Raw genomic sequence first — 25685 nt, forward strand, 5'->3', positions numbered from 1 at the left:
ACGGCGCTGAAAAAATCGTATAGGATATAGTATTGCATCGGTCAAACCCTCGTGTTAGCAGTCTCCCCTGTCGAGAGGCGAAAGAATGCAACCTGTCATTTTGAGCAATAATGGTGAAGCACCCACGGGAGCGGGTCGCATCCAGCGCGCGAGCAGCCTGGCCGAGGACGTCTACGAGGCCATTTTCGCGCAGCTGATGTCGCTGAAGATCGCGCCCGGTTCACGCATCACCGTCGACAATCTGGTCAAGGAGTTCGACGTTTCCCATACGCCGATCCGCGAAGCGCTCGGGCGTCTGGAAGGCGAAGGCCTGGTTCTGAAGACGCATCTGATCGGATACCGCGCCGCACCGCAGATCAGCCGGCGCCGTTTCGACGAATTGTACGAAATGCGTCTCCTGCTCGAACCGCACGGCGCGGCGAAGGCCGCTGCCGCGATGGACGAGGCCAAACTCGGCACGCTGCTGGAGGCAGCAGGCGTGATGTCGCGCCGCGAGGGCAAGGACGAGCGTCTGCGCTACTCAAACTTCGCCCGGCAGGACGCGATCTTCCACGACAAGATCATGGAATATGCCGAAAACGAACTCATTCGCGAGACGCTGGGTTATCAACACACCCACTTCCACATTTTTCGCCTGATGTACCACTCCCGCGTGACCGAGGAGGCGCTGGACGAGCATGAGGCGATCCTTGCCGCGTTCGGTTCGGCCGATCCCGATGCGGCCGCGAAAGCAATGCGCGCCCACATCGAGCACTCGCGCGATCGCCTGCTGCCGGCCTTCGATTGAGGCTAAACCGATGTCCGCGCCGCTGACCACCAACGACAACGCCGAGGGATACTACTTCCCCAAGTCACCATTCTGAGGACGGACAAAGCCAATGCGGGGTGCTGCATGGATCGCCCGGCTTTTTTTCACACGACAGAGGAACCGACTATGTCAGGCAAGAAAATATTGATGCTCACCGGCGAGTTCACCGAGGAGTACGAGATCTTCGTCTACCAGCAGGCGATGGAAGCCGTCGGTCACACCGTCCACGTGGTCTGCCCGGACAAGAAGGCCGGAGATCTCATCAAGACCTCCCTGCACGACTTTGAGGGCGACCAGACCTACACCGAGAAGCTCGGCCATTTTCAGGTGATCAACAAGACGTTTGCCGAGGCGGAAAAGCAGCTCGATCAATACCACGCCGTATACTGCGCTGGCGGCCGCGGCCCGGAATACATCCGCACGGATAAGCGTGTGCAAGCCATGGTGCGCCACTTCCACGACACCCGGAAGCCGATTTTCACGATCTGCCATGGGGTCCAGATTCTGATTGCCGTGGACGGCGTCGTGCGCGGCAAGAAGGTCGGCGCGCTCGCCGCCTGCGAACCGGAAGTGACGTTGGCAGGCGGAACCTATGTCGACCTCTCGCCGACGGAGGCCTACGTCGACGGCACAATGGTGTCGGCCAAGGGTTGGACAGCCCTCGCTGCCTTCATCCGCGAATGCCTGAAGGTGCTCGGGACCGAGATCCGCCATAACTAAACAAGGCCGGCGCACGTCAACAATGCGCCGATTTCCGTTGTTGCAAGGTGTGCAGGCCACGCTCCAATGGTAGCCGCTCGCATCCGCACCTTGAAGTATGCCCTCGGTCGATGAGATCGAGGGCCACCGGCGCCAATCAATCGAAGAAGCCGGCATCCTCCGCCAGCAAATACTTCCTGGCGCCTTCGACGTCGATGTCGAGACCTAGCCCCGGGGCTTCCAGCAGATCCACCATGCTGTCCTTCACGATCTGCTTGGGCAGGCCGATGACGATGTCGTTCCACCAGGGGTCCGAGGCGCTGGGATATTCGAACGCGACGTAGTTGGCGGGCAAGGTGGCGCAGACATTGATCAGCGCGCCTAGGCCCAGCAGGCCGTTCGCGGTGCCGTGCGGCGCCATCAGGATTGAGTGCATATAGGCGTGCTCGGCGACCCATTTTAGCTCGGCAATGCCGCCAATGTCGGCAGGATCGGGGCCGATGACGCGCACCGCCTGTGTCTCGATCAGCTCCTTGAAATTGTGCCTGAGGTAAATCTGCTCGCCGGTATGGATCGGCGTCGAGGTGGAGCTGGTCAGCTCCCGGTAGGCCTGCGGATTGACCCACGGTACATAGTCGCCGGTCAGCATGTCCTCGAGCCACATCAAATTGTATTTCTCGACCGCGCGAGCGAACTTGATCGCATCGGGCAGCATCCAGCCCGGGCCGCAGTCGAGTGCCAGGCTGACCTTGTCCCCCAGCACTTCCTTCATCGCGATCACGCAGTCGAGCATGTGGTTGAAACCACGTTCGCTGATCACGCCCTGATCCATCGCACCATGATAGCCGGCCTTCTTCTGCGTCACGCCGTAATGGAAGTCCTCGATGGTGTCCTTCATGTTGGAATGGAACGAGATTCCTTGCTTGACCATGAAGAAGTTCTGCGGCTGCTCCACCATCCATTTGACGTCGGCGGCGTAGTCCTCCGGCCGGTCGCCCGTGCGCTTCTGGCGGATCGAGCCGTTGTAGACGCGCACCTTGTCGCGCACCTTGCCGCCTAGCAGCTTGTAGGCCGGCACGCCGGCGGCCTTGCCGGCTATGTCCCACAGCGCATGTTCGATGGCGCTGACCGCCGCGCCATAGGGCTTGAAAGAGCCGCGTTGGCGAATCTTCAACATGACCCGCTCGACGTCGGTCGGATCCTCGCCGATCAGGGCCTCGCGGAAATGCAGCACCCATGGCTTGAGATAAGGCTTGGTGTACTCGACCTCGCCAAGGCCGTAGAGACCTTCGTCGGTGACGATACGGACGATGGGATGTTTGCCGATTACGGCGCACCGCAGGTCGGTGATCTTCATGGCGCAGTCCTATTTCACAGACGAGAAAGCTGTCGGCGTGAGCAGTTGGCTGCTGATATTGGCAATGATCTGCCCGTCGCGCTCAGACTCGTCCCGGGCCCTGTGCCATGCCGGATCGGTGACGAAAGCCGCCCATTTCGCCTCACGCTCGGCCAGCGATTCCCAGGCGAGGAAATAGGTGAGGCGATTGCTGTTTTCGCCGATCGCCGTGGTGAAAAACCCGGCTTGGCGGATGCCATGCCTCTCCCAGATGGCCAGCGTTTGGTCGGAAAAGCGCTTGAGCAAAGTCGGCAGTCTGCCCGGCAGGCAGTCATAGATACGCAGTTCGTAGATCATGGATTCGTCCGTTTCTTTCTTCGCCTCTCCCTTGGGAGCAGTCGACACGAATGGTCGGTGTTGGCCCTGTGAGCCTGGGAATGAGGGCAAGGGGTCTGGGCTAACTCCAGGTCCGGTCCCAGCTATTTTCATTGTCCCAATGCTCGGTGGATTGCCATATCCCCGTGACACCGGGCTGCAGATGCTGGGTGATCACCTCGTCGACCACATCGTCTATGCCCAGGCCCGGCTTGTCGGACACGGTGATGAAGCCGTCCTTGACAAGCGGCTTGGGCAGGCCGGTGACGATATCGTCCCACCAGCCGACATCGGCGGAGTGGTATTCGAGCGCCATGAAGTTCTCGGTCGCGGTGGCGACATGCGCGGCGGCCATCGCGGCGATCGGACTTTCGGCCATATGGATCGCCATGGCGACACCGTGATCCTGCGCCATATCGCCGATCTTCTTGGTCTCGAGAATGCCCCCACTGGTGAGCAGGTCGGGGTGGATGACCGAGAGGCCGCCGCTCTTGAGCAGCGGCTCGAAGCCTTCCTTGAGGTAGATGTCCTCGCCGGTGCAGATCGGCACCGTGGTAGCCTGCTGCAATTGCCGGTACTGCTCGGTGTATTGCCAGGGGATCACGTCCTCCAGCCATGCCGGAACGTATTTCTCGATACGGCGCGACAGGCGTATGCCATCCTGCAGCGAGATGTGGCCGACATGGTCGATGGCAAGCGGGATCTCGTATCCGATGACCTCGCGAACCTCGTGGATATACTGCTCGAGCAGGTCTATCCCCTTTTCGGTGAAATGCAGGCCTGTGAACGGGTGCTGCACGTTCTGCGCGTCATAAGCGAGATTGCGGGCCTTTCGCTCCTCGAACGAGCCACCGCGGCCGCGCGGGTTGCCGTGAAACCCTTCGAGCGCGCCGGCGGGTGCGACCACGGTGCCCGGGACATGGGCGATCTGCATCAAGCCCAGGTCCATCTTCAAGAAGGTGAACCCGCGGCCCATCCGTTCCTTGAGGCGCTTGCCGGTTTCGGTGCCGCTGGGTTTCTCGGCGTCGGTATCGCAATAGACGCGCACGTGATCGCGAAACTTGCCGCCCAGCATCTGGTAGATCGGCACGCCATAGGCCTTGCCGGCGAGGTCCCACAAAGCGATTTCGACCGCCGAGACGCCGCCGCCCTGCCGGCCGTGCCCACCGAACTGCTTGATCCGGCGAAACAGGCGGTCGATGTCGCACGGGTTCTCACCAAGTAGCCGGCTCTTCAGCATCAGCGCGTAGGTGGCGCTGGCGCCATCGCGCACCTCGCCAAGCCCGACGATGCCCTGGTTGGTGTAGATCTTGAGCAGCGCCGAGGTGAACGGCGCGCCGACGATTTCGGCCACCCGCATGTCGGTGATGCGAAGCTCGGACGGCTTCGAGTTGGTGTTGACCCGGTTGAGGGCCTCGTCGGCTCCATCCGTCTTTGGCATGACTTATCCCCGTTCTGATTTGCAGGCTTGTCGCCCGCATGCTGCCGACAACGTTGCTAGCCCAGTTCGATCTCATGGGCTTGCAGGTAATCGCGGTTCATCTCGATGCCGAGACCCGGCCTCAACGAAAGCTTGAGGCTGCCGTTCGAAACGTCGAGCGGCCTGTCGATGAGATGATCGTACTTGCCCAAGTTCCACTCCGACGTTTCGAGCTTGTAGAAGTTCGGAACGGTCATCATCACCTGTGCTCCCGCGACCACGTTGATCGGCCCGGCGGCGTCATGTGGCGAGACCGGGATGTAATAGGCTTCGCAAAGAGCGGATATCTTCTTGAGTTCGGTAATGCCGCCGGTCCAGGTGACGTCGGGCATGATGTAGTCGGCGAGCTTGTTCTCGAGAACCGGCACGAAATCCCACTTCGTGTGGCCGCGCTCGCCCCACGAGATGGCCGCACTGACCTTCTCGCGCACCTGCTTGAGGGCGTTAAGGCTTTCGGGCGGGCACGGCTCCTCGAACCAGTCGATCTGGCCGGCTTCCTCCAGGCTGCGACAGAGGCGAATGGCGGTCGGAACGTCGAACCGCCCATGCGCATCGATGAGGATGTCGACATCGGGTCCCGCCGTTTCGCGGACCAGAGCCGTGAGTTCGGCGGCCTCGCGCTCATCCTTGCGGGTCATGCCGCCATCGAGATAGCCGTCCCGCTGTTCGCGGGACACGCCGCCGGCACCGCGACCCTGGTGGGGGAAAGGGTCGAACTTGAGAGCAGTGTGTCCGGATTCGACGATGTCCAGGATTTCGCGGACCACAGCATCCTTGCTGGTGAATTTGGCCTGGTTGGGGTGGGTGTAGAGCGCGATTTCATCACGGACTGGCCCGCCCAACAACTCGTAGATCGGCTTGCCGAGAGCTTTGCCCCTGAGATCCCAGAGGGCTATGTCGATCGCGCTCACGCATTCGACCGCGGCGCCACGACTGCCCATGTAGGTGAAGCTGCGGAAGATCTTGTGCCAGAGATACTCGATGCGCGCCGGATCCTCGCCCGTCACCGCGGCTCCGATCTGTCGAAGGATCGTGCAGAGGGCGCGGTTGGCGAGCTTGGTGGTGGTGGTGATCTCTCCCCAGCCGCTCAGCCCCTCGTCTGTCGTCACCTCGACGAACAGGAATTCCCCCCAATAAGAAGCATCGGACTTGATCAGCCACGGCCGAACGCTCGTGATTTTCATTTCAACTACCTTTGCCAGTGAGGGTCAGCCACGATGTTCCAGACCTGACCTTCGTCCTATCCGGCCCGAGCGGCGTTGCGCGCACGCATGTGTTCGAGAACATGCCGGCCGGAACCCTCGACATGACGGGAGATGAGTTCGGCTGCCTTGTCTGCCTCTCCCGCCTTGATGAGCGCAATGAGTTCGCGGTGCTCGCGAATGATCGCGGCACGCCGCGCGAGCGTGAAATTGAAGCGTCGGCTCACCGCTCGCAGCACTTCGCGATGCTTCCACCAGAGCTCGGCGGCATGGCGGTTATAGTGCCGCTGGTACATCACGGTGTGAAAGGCGGTATCCAGCTCACTGTGCCTGAATGTGTCGGCAAAGTTGTTCTCTTCAATCAGCCCTTGGATACGTTCCAGTTGGGCGATGTCCTCGCCGGTGGCCATGCCCACAAACCATCGCGTCAAGGCTGGTTCGATCAGAACACCGATCTCGTAGATGTCGCGGACAAAGTCCTGATCAATGGGCCTTACACGCGCGCCGCGATTGGGAGAAAAGATGACGAACCCCTCGCCCCGCAACAGTTGCAGGGCCTCGCGCACGGGGTTGGTCGAAGTGCCGTGGCGGCGCGCGAGATCGGTGACAACAAGCCGTTCGTTGGCGGCGAGCCGTCCCTCGATGATGTCTTCCCTTATTAGTTCGTAAAGGGAGGCGCCCTCGTTGGAGGCTCCGATGGCATCGATCCCCGGAGGTGGCTTTGCTTTGAAATCGTCTGTTTCGGCCAAGGGCCGGCTCCCCAGATTGATACACAGTCTGTCCGATATCACGCACGGTTCCCATAAACAATGTACGATCCTGTGCGTTGACAGGCAATCTATGTTCTGAAAACGTACTAAGCGGTCGAGAGGATACACCGTACTGAAAGAACCATCCTCGCGATCGCAGGGCGGAGAACCAGGGAGGATACCTATGACGAGGATCATGCTCGGCAGTGCGGTCCTGCGCGGCACTGTCGCCGGTATTTTGACGGCATCACTTATGTCCAGCTCAGCGCTGGGTGCGCCACCGGTCGACCTGAGCAAATGGTCGCCTGAATATGTGCGCTCCATCGCGGGAACACAGGATTTCGACACGGCCGGCGATTGCGCCAAGGTCACGCCGCTGGATTACAAGGGGCGACTGACTTTCTGGTATCAGGGCGTGTTCGAGGGCGATCCCGACCTGCTGCGCCAGTACTACAAGGATTTCTTCGAGACTTTCCGCAAGACCTATCCGAACATCAAGCTCGAGGAACAGGCCCTCACCTATAACGACCTTCTCGACAAATTCCGCACCGCGCTCCTGGGCAATGCCGCGCCGATGGCGGTCCGCCTGCAAATCCTGGGTGGTACCGAATTCGCCTCGAAGGGCTATCTGCAGCCGCTCAAACCAGAGGATGTCGGCTATTCGACCGAGGATTTCTGGCCGGGCGCCATGAAGGCCGTGACCTGGGATGGGGTGACCTACGGCATACCGACGAACAACGAGACGATGGCGTTCATCTGGAACGCCGACATCTTCAAGCGTGCGGGCCTCGATCCGGACAAGGCTCCGGCAACATGGGACGATGTCGTCAAATATTCCAAGCAGATCCATGACAAGCTCGGCATTGCCGGCTACGGCCTCGTGGCTCGCAAGAATGCCGGCAATACGCCCTATCGCTTCATGCCGCAGCTGTGGGCCTATGGTGGCGGCGTCTTCGACGAAGCCACCGCGAACCCGACTTACAAGGAGGTGGAGCTCGACAGCCCGCAGAGCAAGGCGGCGCTGCAAGCCTCATACGACATGTATGTCCGCGACAAGTCGGTTCCGGTCTCGGCACTTACCAACCAGCAGGCCGACAACCAGCCTCTGTTCGTCGCCGGCCAGTTGGGCATGATGATCTCGCACCCATCCGACTACAACGTCATGCTCGATCTGCAGGCAAAGGCAACGGGCACCGACAAGCAGAAGGCGCAGACCGTCATCGACAATATGCGCTACGGCCTGATCCCGACCGGCCCCGACGGCAAGCGCGCCGTCGTGTTCGGCGGCTCGAACATTCACATCCTGAAGCCCGAATACGTCGAGGGCGGCAAGGTGGACGAGCCGGCCGCGAAGGCGATCATCTGCATGTGGACGAGCCCGGAATGGTCGCTGAAGATGGCCTATGCCGGCTCGAACCCGGGCAACCTCAACGGCTTCAAGACCAAATGGATGAAGGAACGTCTGGACCACATCAAGTTCCTCGATGTCACGACCTCGATGCTGCCGTATGGCATCCCGTTCCCGGCGCTGCCGGAGTCGCCCGAGATCATGAACATCATCGTCCCGGACATGCTGCAGAATGCCCTGACCGGAGCGATGACCGTCGACCAGGCAGCGGACGACGCGGCCAAGAAGGTGAAAGACCTGATGGGCGGACTCTAGTCCGGACCTGACCTCCGATCTGGCCGGCTGCACCGAGAGTGCAGCCGGTTCATCCCGAAGAACAAGGGCACGCCACAGTGACGATCGTGACCGGCAAGGCCGAGGCTCGCCGAAAATCGCAACCCGGCAGGTCCGGCGCGTTGCGGAACATCTGGGAGCATCGCGCCGACTACGCATACGTGCTCCCCGCGATCGCCGTGATGCTCGTCGTCATCGCCTATCCGATCTACTACACGATCGAGCTGTCGTTCTATAAGACGCCGCCCGGCCTGCAGCTCCGCGACAAGACCTTCATCGGCTTCGACAACTACACCACCATCCTCACCAGTGAGGTGTTCTGGAAAGTCACCTGGAACACCCTGATCTGGACATTCGGGTCGACTTTCATCTCCTTTGTCCTGGGGTTTGCCACGGCGCTGGCGCTGCACCGCGACTTTGTCGGCCGTGGCATCCTGCGTGCCATCCTGATCATTCCCTGGGTGATCAGCGCGGTCGCCGCCTCCTATATCTGGAAGTGGATCTACCATTCGGATTTCGGCATCATCGGCGCGGTGCTGGTGGGCCTTGGATTGACCGACCGGCCGCCGAATTTCATCGACAACGTCAGCACGGTGCTCCCCGCCCTGATCGTCGTCAATATCTGGCGCGAGTTTCCATTTGCCATGATCATGATGATGGCCGGCCTGCAGACTGTACCCGACCAGTTGTTGCGCGCCGCGAAAGTCGACGGGGCCAATGCATGGCAGCGTTTCTGGCACGTCACCTTCCCGCACTTGCGCAACGTCTCGGTGGTGACGATCCTGCTGCTTGCGGTGGCCAACTTCAATTCCTTCATCATCCCCTGGATCATGACCGCGGGTGGACCATCGAACGCATCGCATATCTGGATAACCCATATTTACGAGCTCGCCTTCGGCCGGCAACGCTGGGGCGTGGCATCGGCCTATTCGGTGCTCCTGTTCCTCATCCTGATGATGCTGGGCTACTTCTACGTCCGTGCGCTGAGCGGCAATGAGCGGAAAGAGGGTGGCGCATGAGCACGATCGCCGAGACAGCCTCTCGAGGCCAGACCCGTCGCCGCATGCGCGTCGACGGATGGCGGTGGGCCGGGCGCATCTTCCTCCTGTTCATGCTGCTTTACACAGCGCTGCCGATGATCTGGATGCTGATCACCTCGATCAAGTCGGGCTTCGCGGCGACGCAATTCCCGCCGCAATGGTGGCCGGACGAGCCCACGCTTGCCAGCTACCAGAAGCTGCTCGATCCGCAGAACAGTGTCGGCCAGGACTTCCTGCGCTTCTTCTGGAACAGCCTGTTCGTGTCGACCGTGACGACAATCCTTTCGGTGATCGTGGCTGTTCCCGCGGCCTATGCGTTTTCGCGCTTCACTTTCCCGGGCCGGAACTTCCTGTTCTTCGCCGTGCTGCTGCGCAACATGTTCCCGGCAGTGATCTTTCTCGTGCCGCTCTTCATCCTGATGCGCGCGATCGGGCTGGTGAACACGCATGGCTCGCTGATCCTGACCTACCTCACCTTCGGCCTCCCCCTGGCGATCTGGCTGCTCAAGGGTTTCTACGACAATATCCCGGTGCAGCTCGAGCAGGCGGCGCGCATCGACGGGGCAACGCGGCTCCAGGCCTTCATCATGATCGTGATGCCGCTCTCGACACCGGGGATCATCGCCACCGCGATCTATTCCTTCATCGGCGCGTGGAACGAGTACATCTACGCCTACACCTTCCTCTCCAAGAACGACCAGTTGACGCTGCCGGTCGGCATCCAGCGCTTCTTCTCGGAAAACACGACGGACTTTCCGGGCCTGATGGCGGCGAGCTTCATGATGAGCGTGCCCGTCGTGGTGCTGTTCCTCGTCTTGCAACGATACTTCGTACGCGCCCTGACAGAAGGCGCGGTCAAGCATTAGGGAGTTGCCGATGGCCCACGTGGTCCTCAAAGATCTCGTCAAGACCTACGGCAACTTCAAGGCCGTCAACGACGTTTCGCTGACGGTCAATGACGGCGAGTTCGTTGCGCTTGTCGGCCCTTCAGGCTGCGGCAAGACAACCACGCTCAATCTCATCGCGGGGCTGACCCCGATCACATCGGGCGACATCGTCATCGGGGAACGGGTGGTCAACGATCTCGACCCCAAGGACAGGGACATCGCAATGGTGTTCCAGAACTACGCGCTCTATCCGCAAAAGTCGGTCTATATGAATCTCGCCTTCCCGCTGCAGATGCGCAGACTGCCCAAGGACGAGATCGACAAGAAGGTCAAGGAAGCGGCGCGCGTGCTCGACATGACGCACCTGCTCGAGCGCAAGCCGCGTGAACTTTCGGGCGGCCAGCAGCAGCGCGTGGCCTTGGGCCGCGCCCTTGTGCGCGACCCCGCCGTGTTTCTCATGGACGAGCCGCTCTCCAACCTCGACGCCAAACTGCGCGTACAGATGCGGTCGGAGATCAAGCGCTTTCATCAGGACCTCAAGGCGACGATCATCTATGTGACGCACGACCAGCTCGAAGCCGTGACGATGGCCGACAAGATGGCGGTGATGAACGGCGGCTTCCTGCAGCAATACGATTCACCGGCGCAGGTCTTTGCCCATCCGGTGAACATGTTCGTCGCCAGCTTCATCGGCAGCCCGGCGATGAGCCTTATTCCGCTGGAGGCATCGACGGCACCGGGCGGTACCGTGTTGACCAGCGCGGAGGGCTGGAGCCTCGGGCTCTCGCCGCGCAACGTTCAGAAGGTCGCGCGGGCGACAACCCGGAAAATCGTGCTCGGCGCACGTCACTCCACGATCAAGCTGCACAAGAGTGCGGTGCCAGGCAGCATCCCGGCCAAGGTCTACACAGTGGAACCAACCGGAGACGTCACCTTCGTGCAGGCGTTCTTGTCCGGCGCCGTCGTCAACGTCAGCGTGCCGCCGAACATTGCCGTCGCGCCCGACGAGCGGATCTGGCTCGAGTTCGACCAGGAGCGGATGCATCTGTTCGACGGCGAAACTGAAATGGCCCTCGAGGCCAGCTGAGCAGGCGGATGCGTGTGGAACGTGGGCGTGGATGACTACGAAGCTTAAGATCACCGCGATCAAGCCTTATCCGGCATGGGTGGGAACGCGCAACCAGATGCTGGTCAAGGTCGAGACCGACCAAGGCATATTCGGCTGGGGCGAGAGCGGCCTGAGCGGACGCGAGAAGGCCGTGGCCGGCGCGGTCGAGCACTATCGCGAGTTCCTGGTCGGCCGCGACCCCATGCAGATCGGGCGCATCTGGCAAGAGGTTTATCGCAGCCAGTATTTCGAAGGCGGGCGGGTTCTGCAGGCGGCGATATCCGCCATCGACATCGCCCTTCACGACATCAAGGGCAAGGCGCTGGGGGTGCCGGTCTACGAGTTGCTGGGCGGTAAACAGCGTGACCGGATCCCCACCTTCGCCTCGACCGGAGACGAGGCCGAGGGCGACATTGCCATCGAGCGGGCCCGCGAACTGCGCGCACAGGGCTGGCAGGCAATCCGCTTCTTTCCCGTCGGGCAAAACAGCAGGGACATCTTCGAGCCACGCCAGTCGATCGGCGCTACCGCGAGCATGCTGAATAAGGCGCGCCGGGCGCTGGGCGACGATGTCGTCCTCGGCATCGACTATCACCACCGGCTGTCGGTGGCGGAGACAGCGAGCTTCTGCAACAAGCTCGACCGCGGCGTGCTCGATTTCCTCGAGGAGCCGATACGCGACGAGACGCCGGAGACCTACGAGTCCCTGCGCACCATGACCGACATCCCCTTTGCCATCGGCGAGGAATTTGCGAGCAAGTGGCAGTTCCTGCCCTACATCGAGCGCGGTATCCACCAGTTCAACCGGCTCGATATCTGCAATGTCGGCGGGTTCACCGAAGCGATGAAAGTCGCCGGCTGGAGCGAGGCGCATTATGTGGACCTGATGCCACACAATCCGCTTGGTCCAGTCTGCACGGCCGCGACCGTGCATTTGGCCGCCGCGGTACCCAACTTTTCGTGGCTCGAGACCAGGGCGCCCGAAGCAAAGCTTGGCTTCGACAATTCCGAATTCTTCCCGGTGCAACCACGGCTCGACGGCCCCGATTATCCCGTCAGCGATCTGCCGGGGCTCGGCGTCGAGGTCAACGAAGAGGCGGTCCAGGCGCAGAGCTTCCGTTTCTGGGAAGCGCCCCACCTCAAGCGCCGCGATGGTTCTGTCACGAACTGGTAGTTCCCTTTCAATCGGAGTCCACAATGACGCATACTTCCGACATCACGCGGCCGCCCAAGGATCTGATCGACGCGCTAAGGGAGATCGGCGCCGCGACGGTTGCCGGCACGCTTGGCCATATGGGCTTCCGCAATCCGCACATGGTCGGCCCGGTGGCGCAGAACCACGGCAAGTCGATCGTCGGGCCGGCGCTGACGCTGCAGTTCATGCCGCAGCGACCGGACCTCTTCACCGAGGGAGAATATGCCGATCCGGAGACGCAACTGCACCGGCACGTGCTCTACCACGCACAGGAGGGGGATGTGGTCGTGGTCGACGCGCGCGGCGACATGAGCTCGGGCGTCTTCGGCGATATGATGTCGACGTATTTCAAGGGCAGAGGCGGCGCGGGTATCGTGATCGACGGGTGCATGCGCGACCGGCCCAATGTCGAAAAGCTCGATCTGGCGCTATGGCTGCGTGGCTGGACGCCCAACTACCATGTGCAAACCAGCATCTATCCCAACGCCGTCAACGTTCCGATTGCCTGCGGCGGTGTCACGGTGATCCCCGGCGACATCATCGTCGCCGATGATGACGGGGTGGTCGTGCTGCCCGTCGCAATGGCCGCAAAGGTGATCGAGGAATCCCAAAAGCATCACGACTGGGAGGAATTCTCGCGCATGAAGCTCATGGAGGGCGGGTCGTTACAACGCTATTATCCGCTGCACCCAAGTGCGAACGACGAGTATGAAGCTTGGCGGACAACCAACCCGAAATTTTGAGGGACTGACGAGGTCATGGGATGCCCTTCCAATGCAGGCAGCCGCACGTCGCCAGAACATTGTCGGCGCGATCCAGTAGGTCATGTCCGCCGCCTTCTCGGCGATCATGACTGGGAGCGTGCGTTGGCTGCTGTACGGCTACCCGCGCTCGACCAGCCAAACAGATGCCAGCCGGGTGAGTGGGCCGATGATTACGCCAGCCCAGGTGGTGTCTCGCGCTCGTCGATCTTTGTATTCTTTGCGGATTATTTTTTGTACTTCAGAACAGCCCACCGCCGTAAGTATCCAGCTGTTTAGCTGAGACGATTTCCTCCACATTGGGCTGTCGCCATCCGGGGGGCCGATCGACAGATTGAGACGCTCCGCCTTCCGGACGAGCCGCCGCGTTTTTATCTCTGCAATCTGTTCATAGTACAGTAACGTTTCCCAATAATGTCGGTACTGAGCCTTTTCCCGCTCCACAGGCGTGCAAGCATTTGCCAGGTCGACGTCATAGGCGTGGTCGAGCGTCTTGATGGTTCGCCGGTACGCCTCGATTTCCAACAACTCTCTGATTTGTAACGGTATGGTCATACGACCTCTCAACCCCCGCAGCCAAAAAGAATGTTACGGCCCGGTATGGCGTCCAGTCCATTCGACTACTTGGATGAGGTCACAACGCAAAAGAACTACACGCGCCTAGTTGACCGATTGAGACGGAGGCGTGTTCGCTGTGTATGCGACGGTTGGAATGCGCAGGGGTATCATGATCGATGTTGTGGCCTCCGACGACAGGCCTGGTTTGAGGCGATCGCGGCAGCATGACGGCTACGCCCAAGTCGACGACCTGCGTATGGCGGTGGCAGGAAGGGTTCACGGCCGAGGCGTCGACGATCTGCGGCGCCCCTAGCCAGGGACAGCGACCGACAAGCGAGCCGGAGCTTCCGCAACCATATCGTCAGACGGGGGCACTGATAGCGCACGCCTCCCGATAGGAAATGTGCCATCGACCGAAGTATCAGACACCACAAATCGCTCTAGAAACGAGGCTCGCCAAGACGGAGGGCGTACGATCCCGTCTGTATTTCCCTGACCTGGACACCACCGATTGGCGTAATTGCCTGGTTGCAAGTATGCGTTAGATTGACCAGTACGGGTGCGTAGCGTTAAGCCCGCCGCAGTGGCCGGTGCGGTCTTCACGTCCCCGGAAGGCTGCCCCTCCGCACCGGCCATTTCCTTTACGGCTCTGCATCGCCTACGGCTCGGTCGTTGAGCCTCGGCGAAGGTCGGTGCGCAGTTGAGACCGGTTTTGCGCCATCAACTCGAAATGTAAGACCGATCAAATCCGGCTATTTTGATAAGTCCCGCGTGGTCATGCAACTCGACCACACCATTGCGGAACGAAACCAATCCGTTTTCTCGCAAATCCTTCAACACGCGACTTACATGCACAGCAGACAGCCCCAACGCGTCGGCCAGCTGGGCCTGGGTCAGCGGGCATTCAAAGCGCTGCGGATAACCTGTGACCGATCTATGTGCGCGGCAGCCCAGTTCGAGGAGAAGGTGAGCCGTGCGTTCAATAGGTCCTCTTCTACTGACTCCCGCCAGATGTTCGGTAACCCTTGAGTACCGCCGTGCCTCAGCCAGCATGATGGCCTCGCAAATGGACGGCGGATAGCGCGAAAAACATGTATGGACCGGACCCGTCAATTCGATCGCGGTCACGTCCGAGAGAGCCGTTACCGTCTCGCTCCCGTCTCCGCAGAACTCGATGAAGGCAATTTCGTGAGGGAGCGCAAAATCGACGATGAGACGAGAGCCATTCCGCAGCGTTTTGGCGAATGCGGCCCACCCCGCGGTCATAACTAGGATAAAGGATCTAGCCTGATACTCCCGTGCAATCGTCGTGTTCGCCGGATAAAGGCGCCGGACAGCGCCAGGCAGTACAGAGATTCCCATTTCTGAAATTGGTTCAGCAAGGGTAGGCTCCCTCGCCAATCCAAGAGCCTGCTTTGATAAGCTCATTTTGTGTGATTACCCCAGCCGTGATCGTCCCTCAGGTCCAAACTACCAGCTACATATAAAGTTCCATTTATAGTTTCATCCGAATGGAGGCGCAACCTACCACCGTTGGGCACTATCTTACCACCTTCGGAGGATATCGGCATGCAGCAAAGGTCATAAAGAGCCGCAATGCCTGCTGGGGCCACTCATGCCGGTACAGCGCTGAAAGCCAAGAGCGTCGGGCGCACTGGGCCAGTCGGGGGTCACGATTTTCATTGTTTTGGCCGCGGCACCTTTATTCCGCTCGGCAGCGGTGCGGTCCATCGGCAAGGATTTGTGACGAACCAGCTGCCGTGCATCTCCGCCGAAGCCGGCTCTTATGATCTCTACCGGATCGGCTTCTGCAAGTAGCCCGTGGCCCGCCAGCAGCAACCCGGTCGCCCGCAGTCGACCTTTTCCTTTGGACTGCGCGCAGCCGGGGCATCAGCACTAGCTGGCGGTCACTTCACTTGGCCGAAACTACCGCAAGGCAGACCTACTCAACTTGACACCAGTCTTGTTCGACGTTTTTCTTCTGAAAGAACATCGGATCCTGTTGGCGGAGTTAATGCCGAAACCGCCGATCCCACTGTCGGATCTAGCGGTTGGAACTCTTGCCAAGGAGGCCCAGAGATCACCTGCGTCCCACTTTCGAGATCCTCTGTCATGCCCCCCGCAACGACCGGCTCCATTGTTCTAGCTGCCGGTTTCCGGCGAAGCCGCGAGGTCGACGGATGCTTGGCCTTGTAGGTCTGCCGTCTTTCCTCGGCAACTTCCAGGTCATCGAGCACCGATATGGCCGATGCAAGGCGATTTTCGATTTCGGCAAGTCGCTTGGTGGTGGAAATCAGGGCAACTGAAACCAGCAAACTGTAGGCGAGCACGACAATGGCTGCTCCTGCGGGGCTTTCGATGCCGAACACGATCAAGGCCCCAACTCCGATAAAAAAGGCAAGGGCACCATAGCCCAGCAACCGGCCCTTACTTAGAAGAAGCATCAACGGCCAGGTTGCGGACAGCATCAGAATGGCTAACGGTCTGTTGACCGCCCAATCTACAAGTCCCGGAACAATGTCGCTGTAAGTGTCCATATCAACCTCGAAACAAACGGGGCCGGCCGGCCTCTTCGTCGTATGGGAGCGTAGGCCGTCCCGCGCGCCGGCTCGGTGGTCGCGTCATAGAGCACCCGGACGAGCGATAGATGTCCCTGCGAACGTCCTAAGGTCTGAAAGGCTCATCGGGTAGACCAGATCGACCTTTAGCCGAATTACTACTCAATAATGGTAATGGCGGCGGTGTGCGCGAAGCTGTTATGTTTTCGGCTGACCGGCGACGTGATCGTTGGTGGGCGGAAGCGATTTGGACATGCCGGTGGCGGGGTGCAAACCCTGTCAGCAGTCTCATCGCGCCTAACAGGCAACTGCCCAAACAATTTTGAAGTGAAGCACATTCAGCCGACGCTGAAGGGTGGGCGTTGTTCTGTTGATCGCTAAGGATTCGGCAATGGCAAGTTCAATTGACAGTCCGACCATGACCAGAGAATTACTGCCGCTCGACGTGCGGGAGATTCTTGATTTCTTTCTCCGCCGCTGGAAGCTGGTGTGCAGCATTGCTGTAATCACCTTCGCCCTATTTGTCGCCGCCGCCTATCTCCTTCCACCATCCTACACGGGCGTCGCACAAGTCTTACTCGATTCCCCGGTCGACTATATGACCCCGCAGGATTATTCCAATTCTGATTTTGCCGACAATTCGACATTTATCGAAAGTCAGATTGCAGTTCTGAGATCCGCCTCGCTCCTTCAGAAGGTCGTCGACAGCGAAAAACTGACGGAAGACCCGAAGATCGGGCCGGGGGCATTAATATGGCTACAGGGCGCCCTTGGGGTTTCGCGTGTCGGATTGGCGGATGTTATTGAGATCTCGGTGACCGCCTACGACCCGGGGAAAGCAGCATCGCTGGCGAACGCAATCTCCCAGGCCTACCTCGCTGATCGAGTAAGGTCCCGTTACGAAGGGGCCAGGAAAGCCTCCACATGGCTCAGTGAGCGGGCTGCATCTCTGCGAGCGGAACTGAGCCTTTCGGAACAAGCTGTCCAGAAGTTTCGGATCGATCACAATCTATTGGCGACGCCAGCAGGCAGTTTGACTGATCAGCAGCTGTCTGAATTGAATGTCGCACTAATCACCGCACGCGCCGAATTGTCGGAGAAACGGGCACAATATCAACAAGTTGACAAATTGCTGACTAGCGGAGGCGACATCCAGTCGATGCCGGACGTCTTGCAGTCCGTGGTTATCAGCGCGCTTCGGGCCCAGATCGCTGGAGTGACACGGCGGGAAGCCGACCTTAAATTGAAATATGGCGATAGGCATCCGGAGGTCCTGGCGGCGCAAGCCGAGCGCCGCGACATCGAGGGGCAGATTACCGCCGAAGTCCAGCGTCTCATCGGCAATCTGAAGAATGAAGTGGACGCTGCCGAGGCCCGGGAAGCTTCTCTCAGCCGAGCCTTGAATTCGGTATCCAACCGATCCGAAGTCGAAGGTCAGGTTGGCGTGCAGTTGCGCGACCTAGAAAGGATTGCCGCCGCGAACAAGGAGCTGTTTGAGACATTCCTTTCACGCGCCAAGCTCACCGAGGAGAAGTCTACCCTGCTGAACAGCGGCGTGCGCGTGATAACCGATGCGGTTATTCCGGGTTCGCCAAGCTTTCCGAACAGGCCTCTATTCGCGGCGTTGGGACTTGTGCTCGGCTTCTTCGTCGGGGGCGCAGGCGCCGTTCTTCGTGAACTTTTCGCTTCCGGCTTCTTGGCAAAGAAGCAGATAGAGGAAGAGCTGTCCGTTCCGGTTCTTGCATCCATCCCACGGATGGCGGGCTGGTCGAGAGACGCCCAGTCCCAAGCCCAACCTGTGGCTTATCTCGAGCGCAGACCGCTATCTAGGTTTAGCGAGGCCGTGCGGCGGCTCCGCCTGGGCATTGATGCGACGCCCGAACAGGCCCGCTTGCCGCGCCTTATGCTGGTGACATCGGCGATGCCCGGCGAAGGAAAGACAACCCTGGTATTGAGCTTGGCCTGCTCCGCAGCGGCCGACGGCGAACGGGTTCTGGTCGTCGATGCGGACTTGCGGCTTTCGGCCACCACGGCCTTCTTCGGCATGGCAGACAAGGTCGGGCTGGTCGACCTTCTGACGTTGCCGGTGAAGGCAGCAAACGCAATTCATCTGGACGAACGCTCGGGGATATCCCTGCTCCCTGCGGGCGCAAGGACCCGGAACCCGCCTGCCCTTCTTGCTTCGGCACGGATGCGCTCGGTTCTCGAAGAGCTTCGCGGAAAGTTCGATACGGTGATCGTTGACGCACCACCTGTTGGAGCTGCGGCCGACGCCACGATCCTGGCGCGGTATGTCGACAAGGTCCTCTTTGTCGTGAAGTGGCGCGAAACCGCGCGCGAGGCCGTTGCAGAAGGAATTCGACACCTTGGCGGTCGGTCGAAGATTGCCGGCATCGCCCTGACAATGGTGGACGAACCAAAGCTGCCAAAATATGGCCGATACACGTCCCTCGAAAGTAGTGTCTCGGACAGTTACTATCTCAACTAGAGAAATGTTTCGCCATGCAGCACGCTGAATTATACCACGATCGCTACCCGGAGCCGGTTGGCAAGACTTACGGCGGGGACCTTGCGCGTTGGTACGTGGTCCAGACGCACCAACATTCCGAGAGCTTGGCGGAGCGGCACCTGCTATCGCAAACCTTCCGAACATACCTGCCCAAGCGAAGGCGAACCGTTCGCCACGCTCGCGTCGTCAGAACCGTCGCCAGTGCGTATTTCGAGTGCTATCTGTTCGTCTCGCTGGCTGCTCAGCAGAGTTGGTACCCGATCAACTCAACCGTCGGCGTGCGAAGACTTGTCATGAGCAAAGGAATGCCGGTCCCGGCGCCATACGGCGTGATCGAGTCCTTGATAGCCGCAACCGACGACGACGGAATTTTGCACCCCGATATCTTATTGAGGCCAGGTCAAAGAATCCGAATCATAGATGGACCGTTTTCGGAACAGCTTGGCGTTCTTGATCATGTTGGAAGTGCTGGAGCAGTCAAAATTCTTCTTGATATAATGAACCGCTCGATTCCAATCACGATCGACCGAGATAAACTTTCGGTTATATGCTGAATTCTATACGTTAGTTTTCGTATAATATCTTTTTTTTCTCGAAAGACGCCGAAACCACCCGGCAAAGGAAGGATGAGTTGGCACCCAATTCACCCTCGATGCGGCAGCTTGCAAGGCGACATCCAAGGCTGCAGGCCGGCGTTGAAACCATTGGGTGCTGCGTCTCAACGAAATCAGCGCCAATAGGTTGGTTGGATATACCTCGCCGATACGATGACCGGCGACGATGAGCGAATGACGCTCGACGCGATCAACCAGGGGAAACCCCTTGCAACCTTCACGTAAATCCAAACCCGGAAGCTACCGTCCGACGGATCCCGGAGAGTCTCGGGACGGCCTGCAGCCGCAACAATATCGTCGCTGGGTTCCAAAAGGCAAGGCAAGCATGCTGGTCGAAGCGTTGACGCCGGGGGTGAATGTTCCAGCGCCAGCCAGGGCGGTTGGGGCGAGCCCGTCGATCAACAAAGCAGATGCCGGTGTTTCCCAAACCGACGCAAGCGCCTCCTTGCTGCCCCTCGAAACAGTCCCGGCCCTCCCGATCGCTATCGAACTGTTTCGAGCATTCAATGAGAGCGGCCTGAAGTACGGAATAATTCAGGATCTCGCATCCCTGCAAAGCGGACTTGCGGGCCGCGATGACCTGGATCTCCTTCTGGACAAGCACGACTACCCGGTCTTCTGCTCGATCGTGAGCAAGCTGCACGGCTGTCGCAGCGTGAGCCTGTCTTGCTACGACAATGTCTGTGCCGGCCGGGAGGACTGGTTCCTGCCTGACTTTCCAAATGGCCGCTATCTCCACCTCGACATGCATATCGGGATCCGTGTCGGCTGGGAATTTCGCAAGCGATATCCGGTATTCGACTATGCGGCGATTACACGATGGGAGTCGATTTGTGTGGATGGGGTGTCGATTCCAGTCGTCTCACCCGAGGACGAGATTCGAATAACCATTGCCCGCTTCGCCTTCCGGACCTGGGCATTGCCTTGGCGACAGTGGATCACCGTCGGTGGTGGTTGGAGGGACCAATTTGCACGCCCGCCACTTCCGTCAGGCCAGCAAGGCTTGGGTGTCGCGGAATACACGCTCGGCGGCGGCAGACTGGCGAGTTGCAGGTTTCTGCAAAGCGCAGACGGTTTGATGGCAAACCGCAGAGATCTTGCCAGACTCCGGCGTTCAATCCGTGAAGCCTGCGGTTTTATAGGAGGTTACGGGATCGCCGATGCCGGCGTTCATCTGGCCCGCAAGACCTCATATCTGGCGTTGAGGTCCTTTCAGCGCCTGATGCCCGGCACATTCCCACCAAAGAGGCGGCCTGCGGCTGGCGGCTTTGTAGTGGCGCTCGTCGGCCCTGATGGCATGGGAAAGAGCACTCAAGCTGATCGGCTGACACGGATATTTCGATGGAAATTCGGGTGTGCGCAAGCATATGTCGGAATCGGAGACGGCAATGGGTGGTGGCTCCGCAAGGCGTTGCAGACTCTGGTTTTTCCCTACAGACGCCGCCTAAAGTCGTTGGCCCAGCACGATGGCAACAATTCCTTCAGCCGAAATTGGTCGAAGGGAGGACTCGCCGCTGCCGCGCTGGCATTCTGGGCAGTCTTGATCGCGTTAGAGCGATACGCTGTCGTGAAACGTGCGCATCGATGGGCTACGCGCGGCCTGATCGTCATTTGTGACAGGTGGCCGCAGGCGCTGTGTAGCGGATATCTGGACGGGCCAACCGTCCCACCGCACCTCTTCTCCGTCCCCGGCCTGTCGGTTCTCGCCCGCCTCGAGCAAAGGCTCTATCAAAAGATGGCAGAATGCCAGCCACAGCTCACTTTGCATCTCGTTTCAGATTTTGCCGTCTCCGAGCAGCGCAAGCCGGGAGAGATCAGGAAAGAAGCGTTCGATGCGCGGCTATCGCTGATGGCGGAGTTGAGAGACAGGGACAAGAACATCCGAACCATTGACGCGAGCGCCGGCATAGAGGCGGTCGGCCAGGAACTGTTCAGGCATATCTGGTTGTCCTTCTGAGAACAGCTGGCCGCCAAACGCCGGCATTCACCACAGCAGACGCGCTGGCCAGCTTGCCGCGATCGCGCCAAGCAACAGCCGACCACGCCGCGCCAGGGAAGCCCGCCGAGGAGCCCTCAACGCTCCGCCTCCAGGCGCTCGCTCACCCGGATGCGCCGCCCCGGATTCATGTCCCCTGAGGTATAAGCAAATGAAGATTGTTCATGTGCTCACCAGATTGCTTCGGGCAGGCTCCGAAGAGAATACATTGGCCTGCTGTCTCGCTCAGGCGCGGCATGGCCACGAAGTGCTTTTGGTTCACGGCCAAGAATACGATGCTGGATTACGGGCGTCGGTCGCCGGAGCCATCAGGGTGGTGACGCTGGAAAAACTGATCAACTCGATTTCGCCATCCCGTGACATTTCCGCATTCGGGCAACTCACTCGCCTTATACGCGATTGGCAACCTGACATCGTGCACACACATCAAAGCAAAGCCGGGATCGTCGGTCGCCTTGCCGCCAAGGAAGCCAATGTCCGTTGCATCGTACATGGCGTGCACATTTTACCTTTCGTGCATGTGGGCAACGCGCAGAGGCTCATGTTCCTGGCTGCCGAACGCCTGGCCGCGAAAGTCACGCGCGCTTTCATCGACGTCAGCCAGGCCATGCGCGACATTTGCATCGCCAATCATTTGGGCAGTCCCGATCAGCACCACGTCGTCCATTCCGGTTTCGATCTGACACGCTTCGCGAACGCGCAATGGCCGCAGGAGCCGCATCTGCTCCTGGGAACGGCCGCCGGAGAGCCTAAGCCGCCGGTAATCCTTATGCTGGCCGCACTGGAACCGAGAAAACGCCATGTAGAGTTCATTGAAGCATTTGGGCAAGTCGTCGACCGAATCCCAAACGTGCGACTGATCCTAGCCGGTGAAGGGCCGACCCGGTCCGCTGTTGAAGCGGCGATTGAACGATCCCCGTTCGCCAACAACGTTCGCATGATCGGCTACCATTGCGAGCCTGAACGACTAATCAGCCTGGCCGATGTATGTGTTCTGACGTCCATGCGAGAAGGACTGCCTCGGGTCGTAATGCAGTATCTGGCGGGTGGTCGAGCCAGCGTGGTCTCGCACCTGCCGGGCGTGGAAGAAGTGGTGAAGCATGGCGTGAACGGAATCGTGACGCCAGCAGAAGATGTTGGCGCCGCAGCGGCGGCGATCGCCGACCTTCTGCAAAATGAGCGCTATCGCGCTCAACTGGCTGCCAGCGCGAAATTCACCGACCTTTCGTCATGGGGGATGGATGCCATGTGCGACAGGGTCGAGTCGATTTATCAGTCCGTTCTTGAGTCGGCTCTCTCAGCCGCAAGGCCGAATGACCCGCGAATTCGCGATGGCCTCGCCAAGCAGACCGTAGGACTGCACGGATTTTGATCCCTTTTGCTCCTTCGACGGAGCCCGGATTTCCAAGGCTTAATTCTCGACAACGAATACCCTGCCGTGACGTTCCGCCGATGAATGTCGACTGGTCCTGACGGCAGCATGACAACGGGAGTACGACGATGCGTTTGCGTGCCAACCAGCAATTTCCATCCAAGCCTTCGCTGCAGGATTGGTGCCGATGGCTATTTCCAAGATCCGGACCCGTGGCCGGCCGCATGCTCGCAATGATTGGTGGCCTCGCCATTGCCGTTGTTCTGCTCGCGGCAGACGCTTCCCGTGCCGATGGCTACACATTCGACACCGGCGACGTCCTGCGAGTATCCGTGATTGGCGAGACAGCCTATCCTCTGGAAGTCGTGGTCGATGATCGGGGCTCGATATCACTTCCCATGTTGGGTGATGTCCAAGCCCGCGGCCTCAGCAGCGTTGCCCTTTCGCAGGCCATTCAGCGTGCATTCCAGCAGCAGAAGCTCATCCTCGAGCCCTACGTGAAAGTGGAGATCGGCCAGTACCGGCCATTCTTTATTTCCGGGACGGTTGCTCATCCAGGATCGTACCCGTTTCAACCCGGCATTACGGTTCGCCATGCACTCGCCATAGCAGGCGGGTTTCGGGCTACGACCGCGGGAAACACGGAGCCGGCCCTGCAAATAGCGGATCTACGCAGTGCGCGCGCAGGTCTGGCGATCGAGGAATACCGTCTGAAGGTTCGGCTTGCCCGGCTCCAGGCGGAAAGCCGACAGGACAAATCCTTCGTTGCCCCGCCGGATCCGCCGGTCGAGTTTGGCGTCCACTTGATTGACGACATCGTAGCATCCGAACAAGCGCAGTTGGACGCCCGCCTTGCCGCATATCGGGACGACATTTCCTACCTTGATGTCTCGTTGGAGCGGGCCAGGAAGGAAGCGGATATGGTCGCGGCCACTCGAAAGGAACGGGAAAAGACCGCGGACATTCAACTCGAGGAACTGCAGTCTGCCCGGTCATTGCGGGAAAAAGGCCTGGTCACCAATTCGAATGTCATGACGGCCGAACGAGCACATACCAGCTATCGCGCCGAACTTTCGCAGACCGAGCTGCAGCAGGAGCAGGCGCAGCAGGCGATGCTGACCGCTGAAAGCGAGCTGCGAAAAAAGAAGCAGAGTTATGAAATGGACTTGATCTCGCAGACCCAAGACACGCAGGTCGAGCTGGGGAAAATTCAAAGTCAAATAAGGTATGTCGCCGACAAGCTTCTCTTTATATTTACATATGGCGAACAGAGGACCTTCGACGACTTGCAAGGCTCAGTGAAGATTTCGATCTTCAGGCGCGACCAGAAAGCCGCCCACGACATCGTCGCGGATGAAAACACGGAAGTCAGAGCTGGCGACGTCATCGAAGTCTCGATTGTGGCCAACAAAGGGTTCTACGCCCCGGAAACTTCCGGAACAACGGCGATCCCGAATGCGAAAGGCCCGGCGCTTCAGCCAAGCCTTATCGGTCAATAGCAAGAACACATGCCCGCTTCCTCGGTCACGGCTTCACTTCAGGCTGCGGCCTCGCTCCGCAACGATCGTGGGTTCGTTGGGCCATGATCGGGCGGACCTTTGAGGGACCAGATCATGCGTGCGTTCAGTAGCGGCGCGGCGGAGCTTTTCATGCCGGTCGGCGCGATCCTGGCTAATCTTTAGAGACGGAGACCTGTCATGACAGCAACAGAGCTGAAACCTCCGATTTTCCTGATCGGCAACTATCGGTCTGGAACCACAATCGCACAAAAATTAATCGGGCTGCACCCCGACATCGTCACCTGGTACGAGCCGAAAACAGTGTGGCTATACGCCGATCCGGCGCGGCGTCATGACGAATTCGTCGAAACCGACGCTACTGATAGGGTCGCTCGCTACATTCGCGGCAGATTCCTTGAATATCAGTCGCAACACGGCGACAGACAGATCATGGAAAATACGCCTGCCAATGTCCTGCGGGTGCCGTTTGTTCACAAAATATTTCCAGACGCGATATTTCTCTATATAACGAGAAATCCTTTTTCTTACATAAGCTCGATGGAACTTAAATGGCAGCGAGCTAAATCTTTAAAAGGTCTAATACGCCTCTTGAAGATGACGCCCGTGTCACAGATTCATTATTATGCAAGGGACGTTCTGAAGCAGGTGGTCACAAAAAGGCTGCTGGGGAAGAAATACACATCGATCTATGGGCCACGTTACAACGGGATAGATCGGGATTTGAAGGAGAACGAGAAACTGACGGTGATCGCGCGCCAATGGGCGCGCGGCAATCGAAAGGCTCGCGAAGATCTCGCCAGGCTGGGCAATGGCCGCGTGCTCTCTTTCCGCTACGAGGATTTGATACAGGACCCCGAGTTGGTCTTGCGGCGAATCTATGAGCATTGCGGGCTGAACTGTACTGACGATATCGTCCACAAGGCCAAGGAGATGATCGATCCCGGCCGCCAGCAGAAGTGGCTCCGCCTCGAAAAGAAGGATTTGACGGCGATCATACCGGAGATCCGGGATGAGATGGAGTTCTATCGCTACGAAATCCCCCCGCTCCTTCAATAGGGAAGGCGCGCAGGGCGGGCAAGCGAGACCGCTGCCGAGCGCCCTTGATGACCTCATGCGATCGCGCAACTGTAAAATAGGTGCGGTGAAGCTGAGTGTCGAAGGGCACGAATGACCCTTACGCCGGCATCCCGGCAATGACGAAATGACCATGGCGCCGATGATCGCGGGGCGCATCGCC

Annotated in this window: 22 protein-coding genes; 14 read left to right on the top strand and 8 right to left on the bottom strand. The window is 59.5% G+C overall.

Annotation, left to right across the window (positions count from 1 at the left end; all coding sequences use genetic code 11):
• Positions 1–85 precede the first annotated feature (85 nt).
• Positions 86–787 carry a GntR family transcriptional regulator gene (locus FJ941_RS12335; protein WP_140505842.1) on the top strand — a complete coding sequence of 234 codons (702 nt, stop codon included), beginning with the start codon at positions 86–88 and terminating at the stop codon, positions 785–787.
• Positions 788–934: 147 nt separating this feature from the next.
• Positions 935–1528 (top strand): DJ-1/PfpI family protein, encoded by a 594-nt coding sequence (locus tag FJ941_RS12340; RefSeq protein WP_140505914.1) that lies wholly within the window; start codon positions 935–937, stop codon positions 1526–1528.
• A gap of 136 nt (positions 1529–1664) precedes the next feature.
• On the opposite strand, the gene FJ941_RS12345 is transcribed toward FJ941_RS12340, so the two are convergent.
• The 5 genes from FJ941_RS12345 to FJ941_RS12365 form a co-directional block, all read right to left on the bottom strand.
• Positions 1665–2864, bottom strand: coding sequence for a mandelate racemase/muconate lactonizing enzyme family protein (locus FJ941_RS12345; protein ID WP_140505844.1), 1200 nt, complete (start codon positions 2862–2864; stop codon positions 1665–1667).
• Positions 2865–2873: 9 nt separating this feature from the next.
• Positions 2874–3200, bottom strand: a complete 327-nt coding sequence (locus FJ941_RS12350; RefSeq protein WP_140505846.1) for an NIPSNAP family protein — start codon at positions 3198–3200, stop codon at positions 2874–2876.
• 100 nt (positions 3201–3300) lie between these two features.
• The gene (locus tag FJ941_RS12355; RefSeq protein ID WP_140505848.1) at positions 3301–4659 is read right to left on the bottom strand and encodes a mandelate racemase/muconate lactonizing enzyme family protein; all 1359 of its coding nucleotides are present in this window, start codon (positions 4657–4659) and stop codon (positions 3301–3303) included.
• Between the two features lie 56 nt (positions 4660–4715).
• Entirely contained in the window at positions 4716–5882 is a 1167-nt protein-coding gene (locus tag FJ941_RS12360) for a mandelate racemase/muconate lactonizing enzyme family protein (protein WP_140505849.1), read from the bottom strand.
• 56 nt (positions 5883–5938) lie between these two features.
• Positions 5939–6649 carry a GntR family transcriptional regulator gene (locus FJ941_RS12365; protein ID WP_140505851.1) on the bottom strand — a complete coding sequence of 237 codons (711 nt, stop codon included), beginning with the start codon at positions 6647–6649 and terminating at the stop codon, positions 5939–5941.
• A 184-nt stretch (positions 6650–6833) separates the two neighbouring features.
• Between FJ941_RS12365 and FJ941_RS12370 the strand changes: the two genes are divergently transcribed.
• From FJ941_RS12370 to FJ941_RS12395, 6 genes are all read left to right on the top strand, one after another.
• Complete coding sequence (locus FJ941_RS12370; protein WP_140505853.1) at positions 6834–8312, top strand: sugar ABC transporter substrate-binding protein; 1479 nt, start codon at positions 6834–6836, stop codon at positions 8310–8312.
• A gap of 77 nt (positions 8313–8389) precedes the next feature.
• The gene (locus FJ941_RS12375; RefSeq protein ID WP_140505855.1) at positions 8390–9349 is read left to right on the top strand and encodes a sugar ABC transporter permease; all 960 of its coding nucleotides are present in this window, start codon (positions 8390–8392) and stop codon (positions 9347–9349) included.
• Positions 9346–10236, top strand: a complete 891-nt coding sequence (locus FJ941_RS12380) for a carbohydrate ABC transporter permease (protein ID WP_140505857.1) — start codon at positions 9346–9348, stop codon at positions 10234–10236. Before FJ941_RS12375 ends, FJ941_RS12380 begins: the two co-directional genes overlap by 4 nt.
• Before the next feature lie 10 nt (positions 10237–10246).
• A complete protein-coding gene (locus FJ941_RS12385) occupies positions 10247–11344 on the top strand; it encodes an ABC transporter ATP-binding protein (RefSeq protein ID WP_140505858.1) in 1098 nt (365 codons plus the stop codon).
• Between the two features lie 31 nt (positions 11345–11375).
• Entirely contained in the window at positions 11376–12539 is a 1164-nt protein-coding gene (locus FJ941_RS12390; RefSeq protein ID WP_140505860.1) for a mandelate racemase/muconate lactonizing enzyme family protein, read from the top strand.
• A gap of 23 nt (positions 12540–12562) precedes the next feature.
• Positions 12563–13303, top strand: a complete 741-nt coding sequence (locus tag FJ941_RS12395) for a ribonuclease activity regulator RraA (protein WP_140505861.1) — start codon at positions 12563–12565, stop codon at positions 13301–13303.
• 138 nt (positions 13304–13441) lie between these two features.
• Here the strand turns inward: FJ941_RS12395 and FJ941_RS12400 are convergent, their stop codons facing one another.
• From FJ941_RS12400 to FJ941_RS12410, 3 genes are all read right to left on the bottom strand, one after another.
• Complete coding sequence (locus FJ941_RS12400) at positions 13442–13876, bottom strand: hypothetical protein (protein WP_140505863.1); 435 nt, start codon at positions 13874–13876, stop codon at positions 13442–13444.
• Positions 13877–14599: 723 nt separating this feature from the next.
• A complete protein-coding gene (locus FJ941_RS12405; RefSeq protein WP_140505864.1) occupies positions 14600–15307 on the bottom strand; it encodes a Crp/Fnr family transcriptional regulator in 708 nt (235 codons plus the stop codon).
• 518 nt (positions 15308–15825) lie between these two features.
• A complete protein-coding gene (locus tag FJ941_RS12410; protein ID WP_140505866.1) occupies positions 15826–16416 on the bottom strand; it encodes a hypothetical protein in 591 nt (196 codons plus the stop codon).
• Between the two features lie 412 nt (positions 16417–16828).
• Between FJ941_RS12410 and FJ941_RS12415 the strand changes: the two genes are divergently transcribed.
• The 6 genes from FJ941_RS12415 to FJ941_RS12440 all read left to right on the top strand — a co-directional run bounded on the left by FJ941_RS12415 (position 16829) and on the right by FJ941_RS12440 (position 25504).
• Complete coding sequence (locus tag FJ941_RS12415; RefSeq protein ID WP_140505867.1) at positions 16829–18925, top strand: polysaccharide biosynthesis tyrosine autokinase; 2097 nt, start codon at positions 16829–16831, stop codon at positions 18923–18925.
• A 14-nt stretch (positions 18926–18939) separates the two neighbouring features.
• Positions 18940–19500, top strand: a complete 561-nt coding sequence (locus FJ941_RS12420) for a transcription termination/antitermination NusG family protein (RefSeq protein WP_140505869.1) — start codon at positions 18940–18942, stop codon at positions 19498–19500.
• Between the two features lie 385 nt (positions 19501–19885).
• Complete coding sequence (locus tag FJ941_RS12425) at positions 19886–21517, top strand: hypothetical protein (RefSeq protein ID WP_140505871.1); 1632 nt, start codon at positions 19886–19888, stop codon at positions 21515–21517.
• A gap of 190 nt (positions 21518–21707) precedes the next feature.
• Complete coding sequence (locus FJ941_RS12430; RefSeq protein WP_140505872.1) at positions 21708–22928, top strand: glycosyltransferase; 1221 nt, start codon at positions 21708–21710, stop codon at positions 22926–22928.
• A gap of 128 nt (positions 22929–23056) precedes the next feature.
• The gene (locus FJ941_RS12435; protein ID WP_246673782.1) at positions 23057–24427 is read left to right on the top strand and encodes a polysaccharide biosynthesis/export family protein; all 1371 of its coding nucleotides are present in this window, start codon (positions 23057–23059) and stop codon (positions 24425–24427) included.
• A 198-nt stretch (positions 24428–24625) separates the two neighbouring features.
• Complete coding sequence (locus tag FJ941_RS12440) at positions 24626–25504, top strand: sulfotransferase (RefSeq protein WP_140505874.1); 879 nt, start codon at positions 24626–24628, stop codon at positions 25502–25504.
• Positions 25505–25685: the final 181 nt, after the last annotated feature.

The sequence above is a fragment of the Mesorhizobium sp. B2-3-13 genome (genome assembly GCF_006442195.1).
GTDB classification, from domain to species: domain Bacteria; phylum Pseudomonadota; class Alphaproteobacteria; order Rhizobiales; family Rhizobiaceae; genus Mesorhizobium; species Mesorhizobium salmacidum.

Bases quoted from the DNA above. Each gene is read 5' to 3' on its own strand.
- FJ941_RS12435 (WP_246673782.1), top strand. From the start codon at position 23,057: ATGCGTTTGCGTGCCAACCAGCAATTTCCATCCAAGCCTTCGCTGCAG.
- FJ941_RS12335 (WP_140505842.1), top strand. From the start codon at position 86: ATGCAACCTGTCATTTTGAGCAATAATGGTGAAGCACCCACGGGAGCG.
- FJ941_RS12380 (WP_140505857.1), top strand. From the start codon at position 9,346: ATGAGCACGATCGCCGAGACAGCCTCTCGAGGCCAGACCCGTCGCCGC.
- FJ941_RS12410 (WP_140505866.1), bottom strand. From the start codon at position 16,416: ATGGACACTTACAGCGACATTGTTCCGGGACTTGTAGATTGGGCGGTC.
- FJ941_RS12415 (WP_140505867.1), top strand. From the start codon at position 16,829: ATGGCAAGTTCAATTGACAGTCCGACCATGACCAGAGAATTACTGCCG.
- FJ941_RS12400 (WP_140505863.1), bottom strand. From the start codon at position 13,876: ATGACCATACCGTTACAAATCAGAGAGTTGTTGGAAATCGAGGCGTAC.
- FJ941_RS12395 (WP_140505861.1), top strand. From the start codon at position 12,563: ATGACGCATACTTCCGACATCACGCGGCCGCCCAAGGATCTGATCGAC.
- FJ941_RS12440 (WP_140505874.1), top strand. From the start codon at position 24,626: ATGACAGCAACAGAGCTGAAACCTCCGATTTTCCTGATCGGCAACTAT.
- FJ941_RS12355 (WP_140505848.1), bottom strand. From the start codon at position 4,659: ATGCCAAAGACGGATGGAGCCGACGAGGCCCTCAACCGGGTCAACACC.
- FJ941_RS12390 (WP_140505860.1), top strand. From the start codon at position 11,376: ATGACTACGAAGCTTAAGATCACCGCGATCAAGCCTTATCCGGCATGG.
- FJ941_RS12360 (WP_140505849.1), bottom strand. From the start codon at position 5,882: ATGAAAATCACGAGCGTTCGGCCGTGGCTGATCAAGTCCGATGCTTCT.
- FJ941_RS12405 (WP_140505864.1), bottom strand. From the start codon at position 15,307: ATGAGCTTATCAAAGCAGGCTCTTGGATTGGCGAGGGAGCCTACCCTT.
- FJ941_RS12385 (WP_140505858.1), top strand. From the start codon at position 10,247: ATGGCCCACGTGGTCCTCAAAGATCTCGTCAAGACCTACGGCAACTTC.
- FJ941_RS12430 (WP_140505872.1), top strand. From the start codon at position 21,708: ATGAAGATTGTTCATGTGCTCACCAGATTGCTTCGGGCAGGCTCCGAA.
- FJ941_RS12425 (WP_140505871.1), top strand. From the start codon at position 19,886: ATGCTGGTCGAAGCGTTGACGCCGGGGGTGAATGTTCCAGCGCCAGCC.
- FJ941_RS12370 (WP_140505853.1), top strand. From the start codon at position 6,834: ATGACGAGGATCATGCTCGGCAGTGCGGTCCTGCGCGGCACTGTCGCC.
- FJ941_RS12345 (WP_140505844.1), bottom strand. From the start codon at position 2,864: ATGAAGATCACCGACCTGCGGTGCGCCGTAATCGGCAAACATCCCATC.
- FJ941_RS12350 (WP_140505846.1), bottom strand. From the start codon at position 3,200: ATGATCTACGAACTGCGTATCTATGACTGCCTGCCGGGCAGACTGCCG.
- FJ941_RS12340 (WP_140505914.1), top strand. From the start codon at position 935: ATGTCAGGCAAGAAAATATTGATGCTCACCGGCGAGTTCACCGAGGAG.
- FJ941_RS12420 (WP_140505869.1), top strand. From the start codon at position 18,940: ATGCAGCACGCTGAATTATACCACGATCGCTACCCGGAGCCGGTTGGC.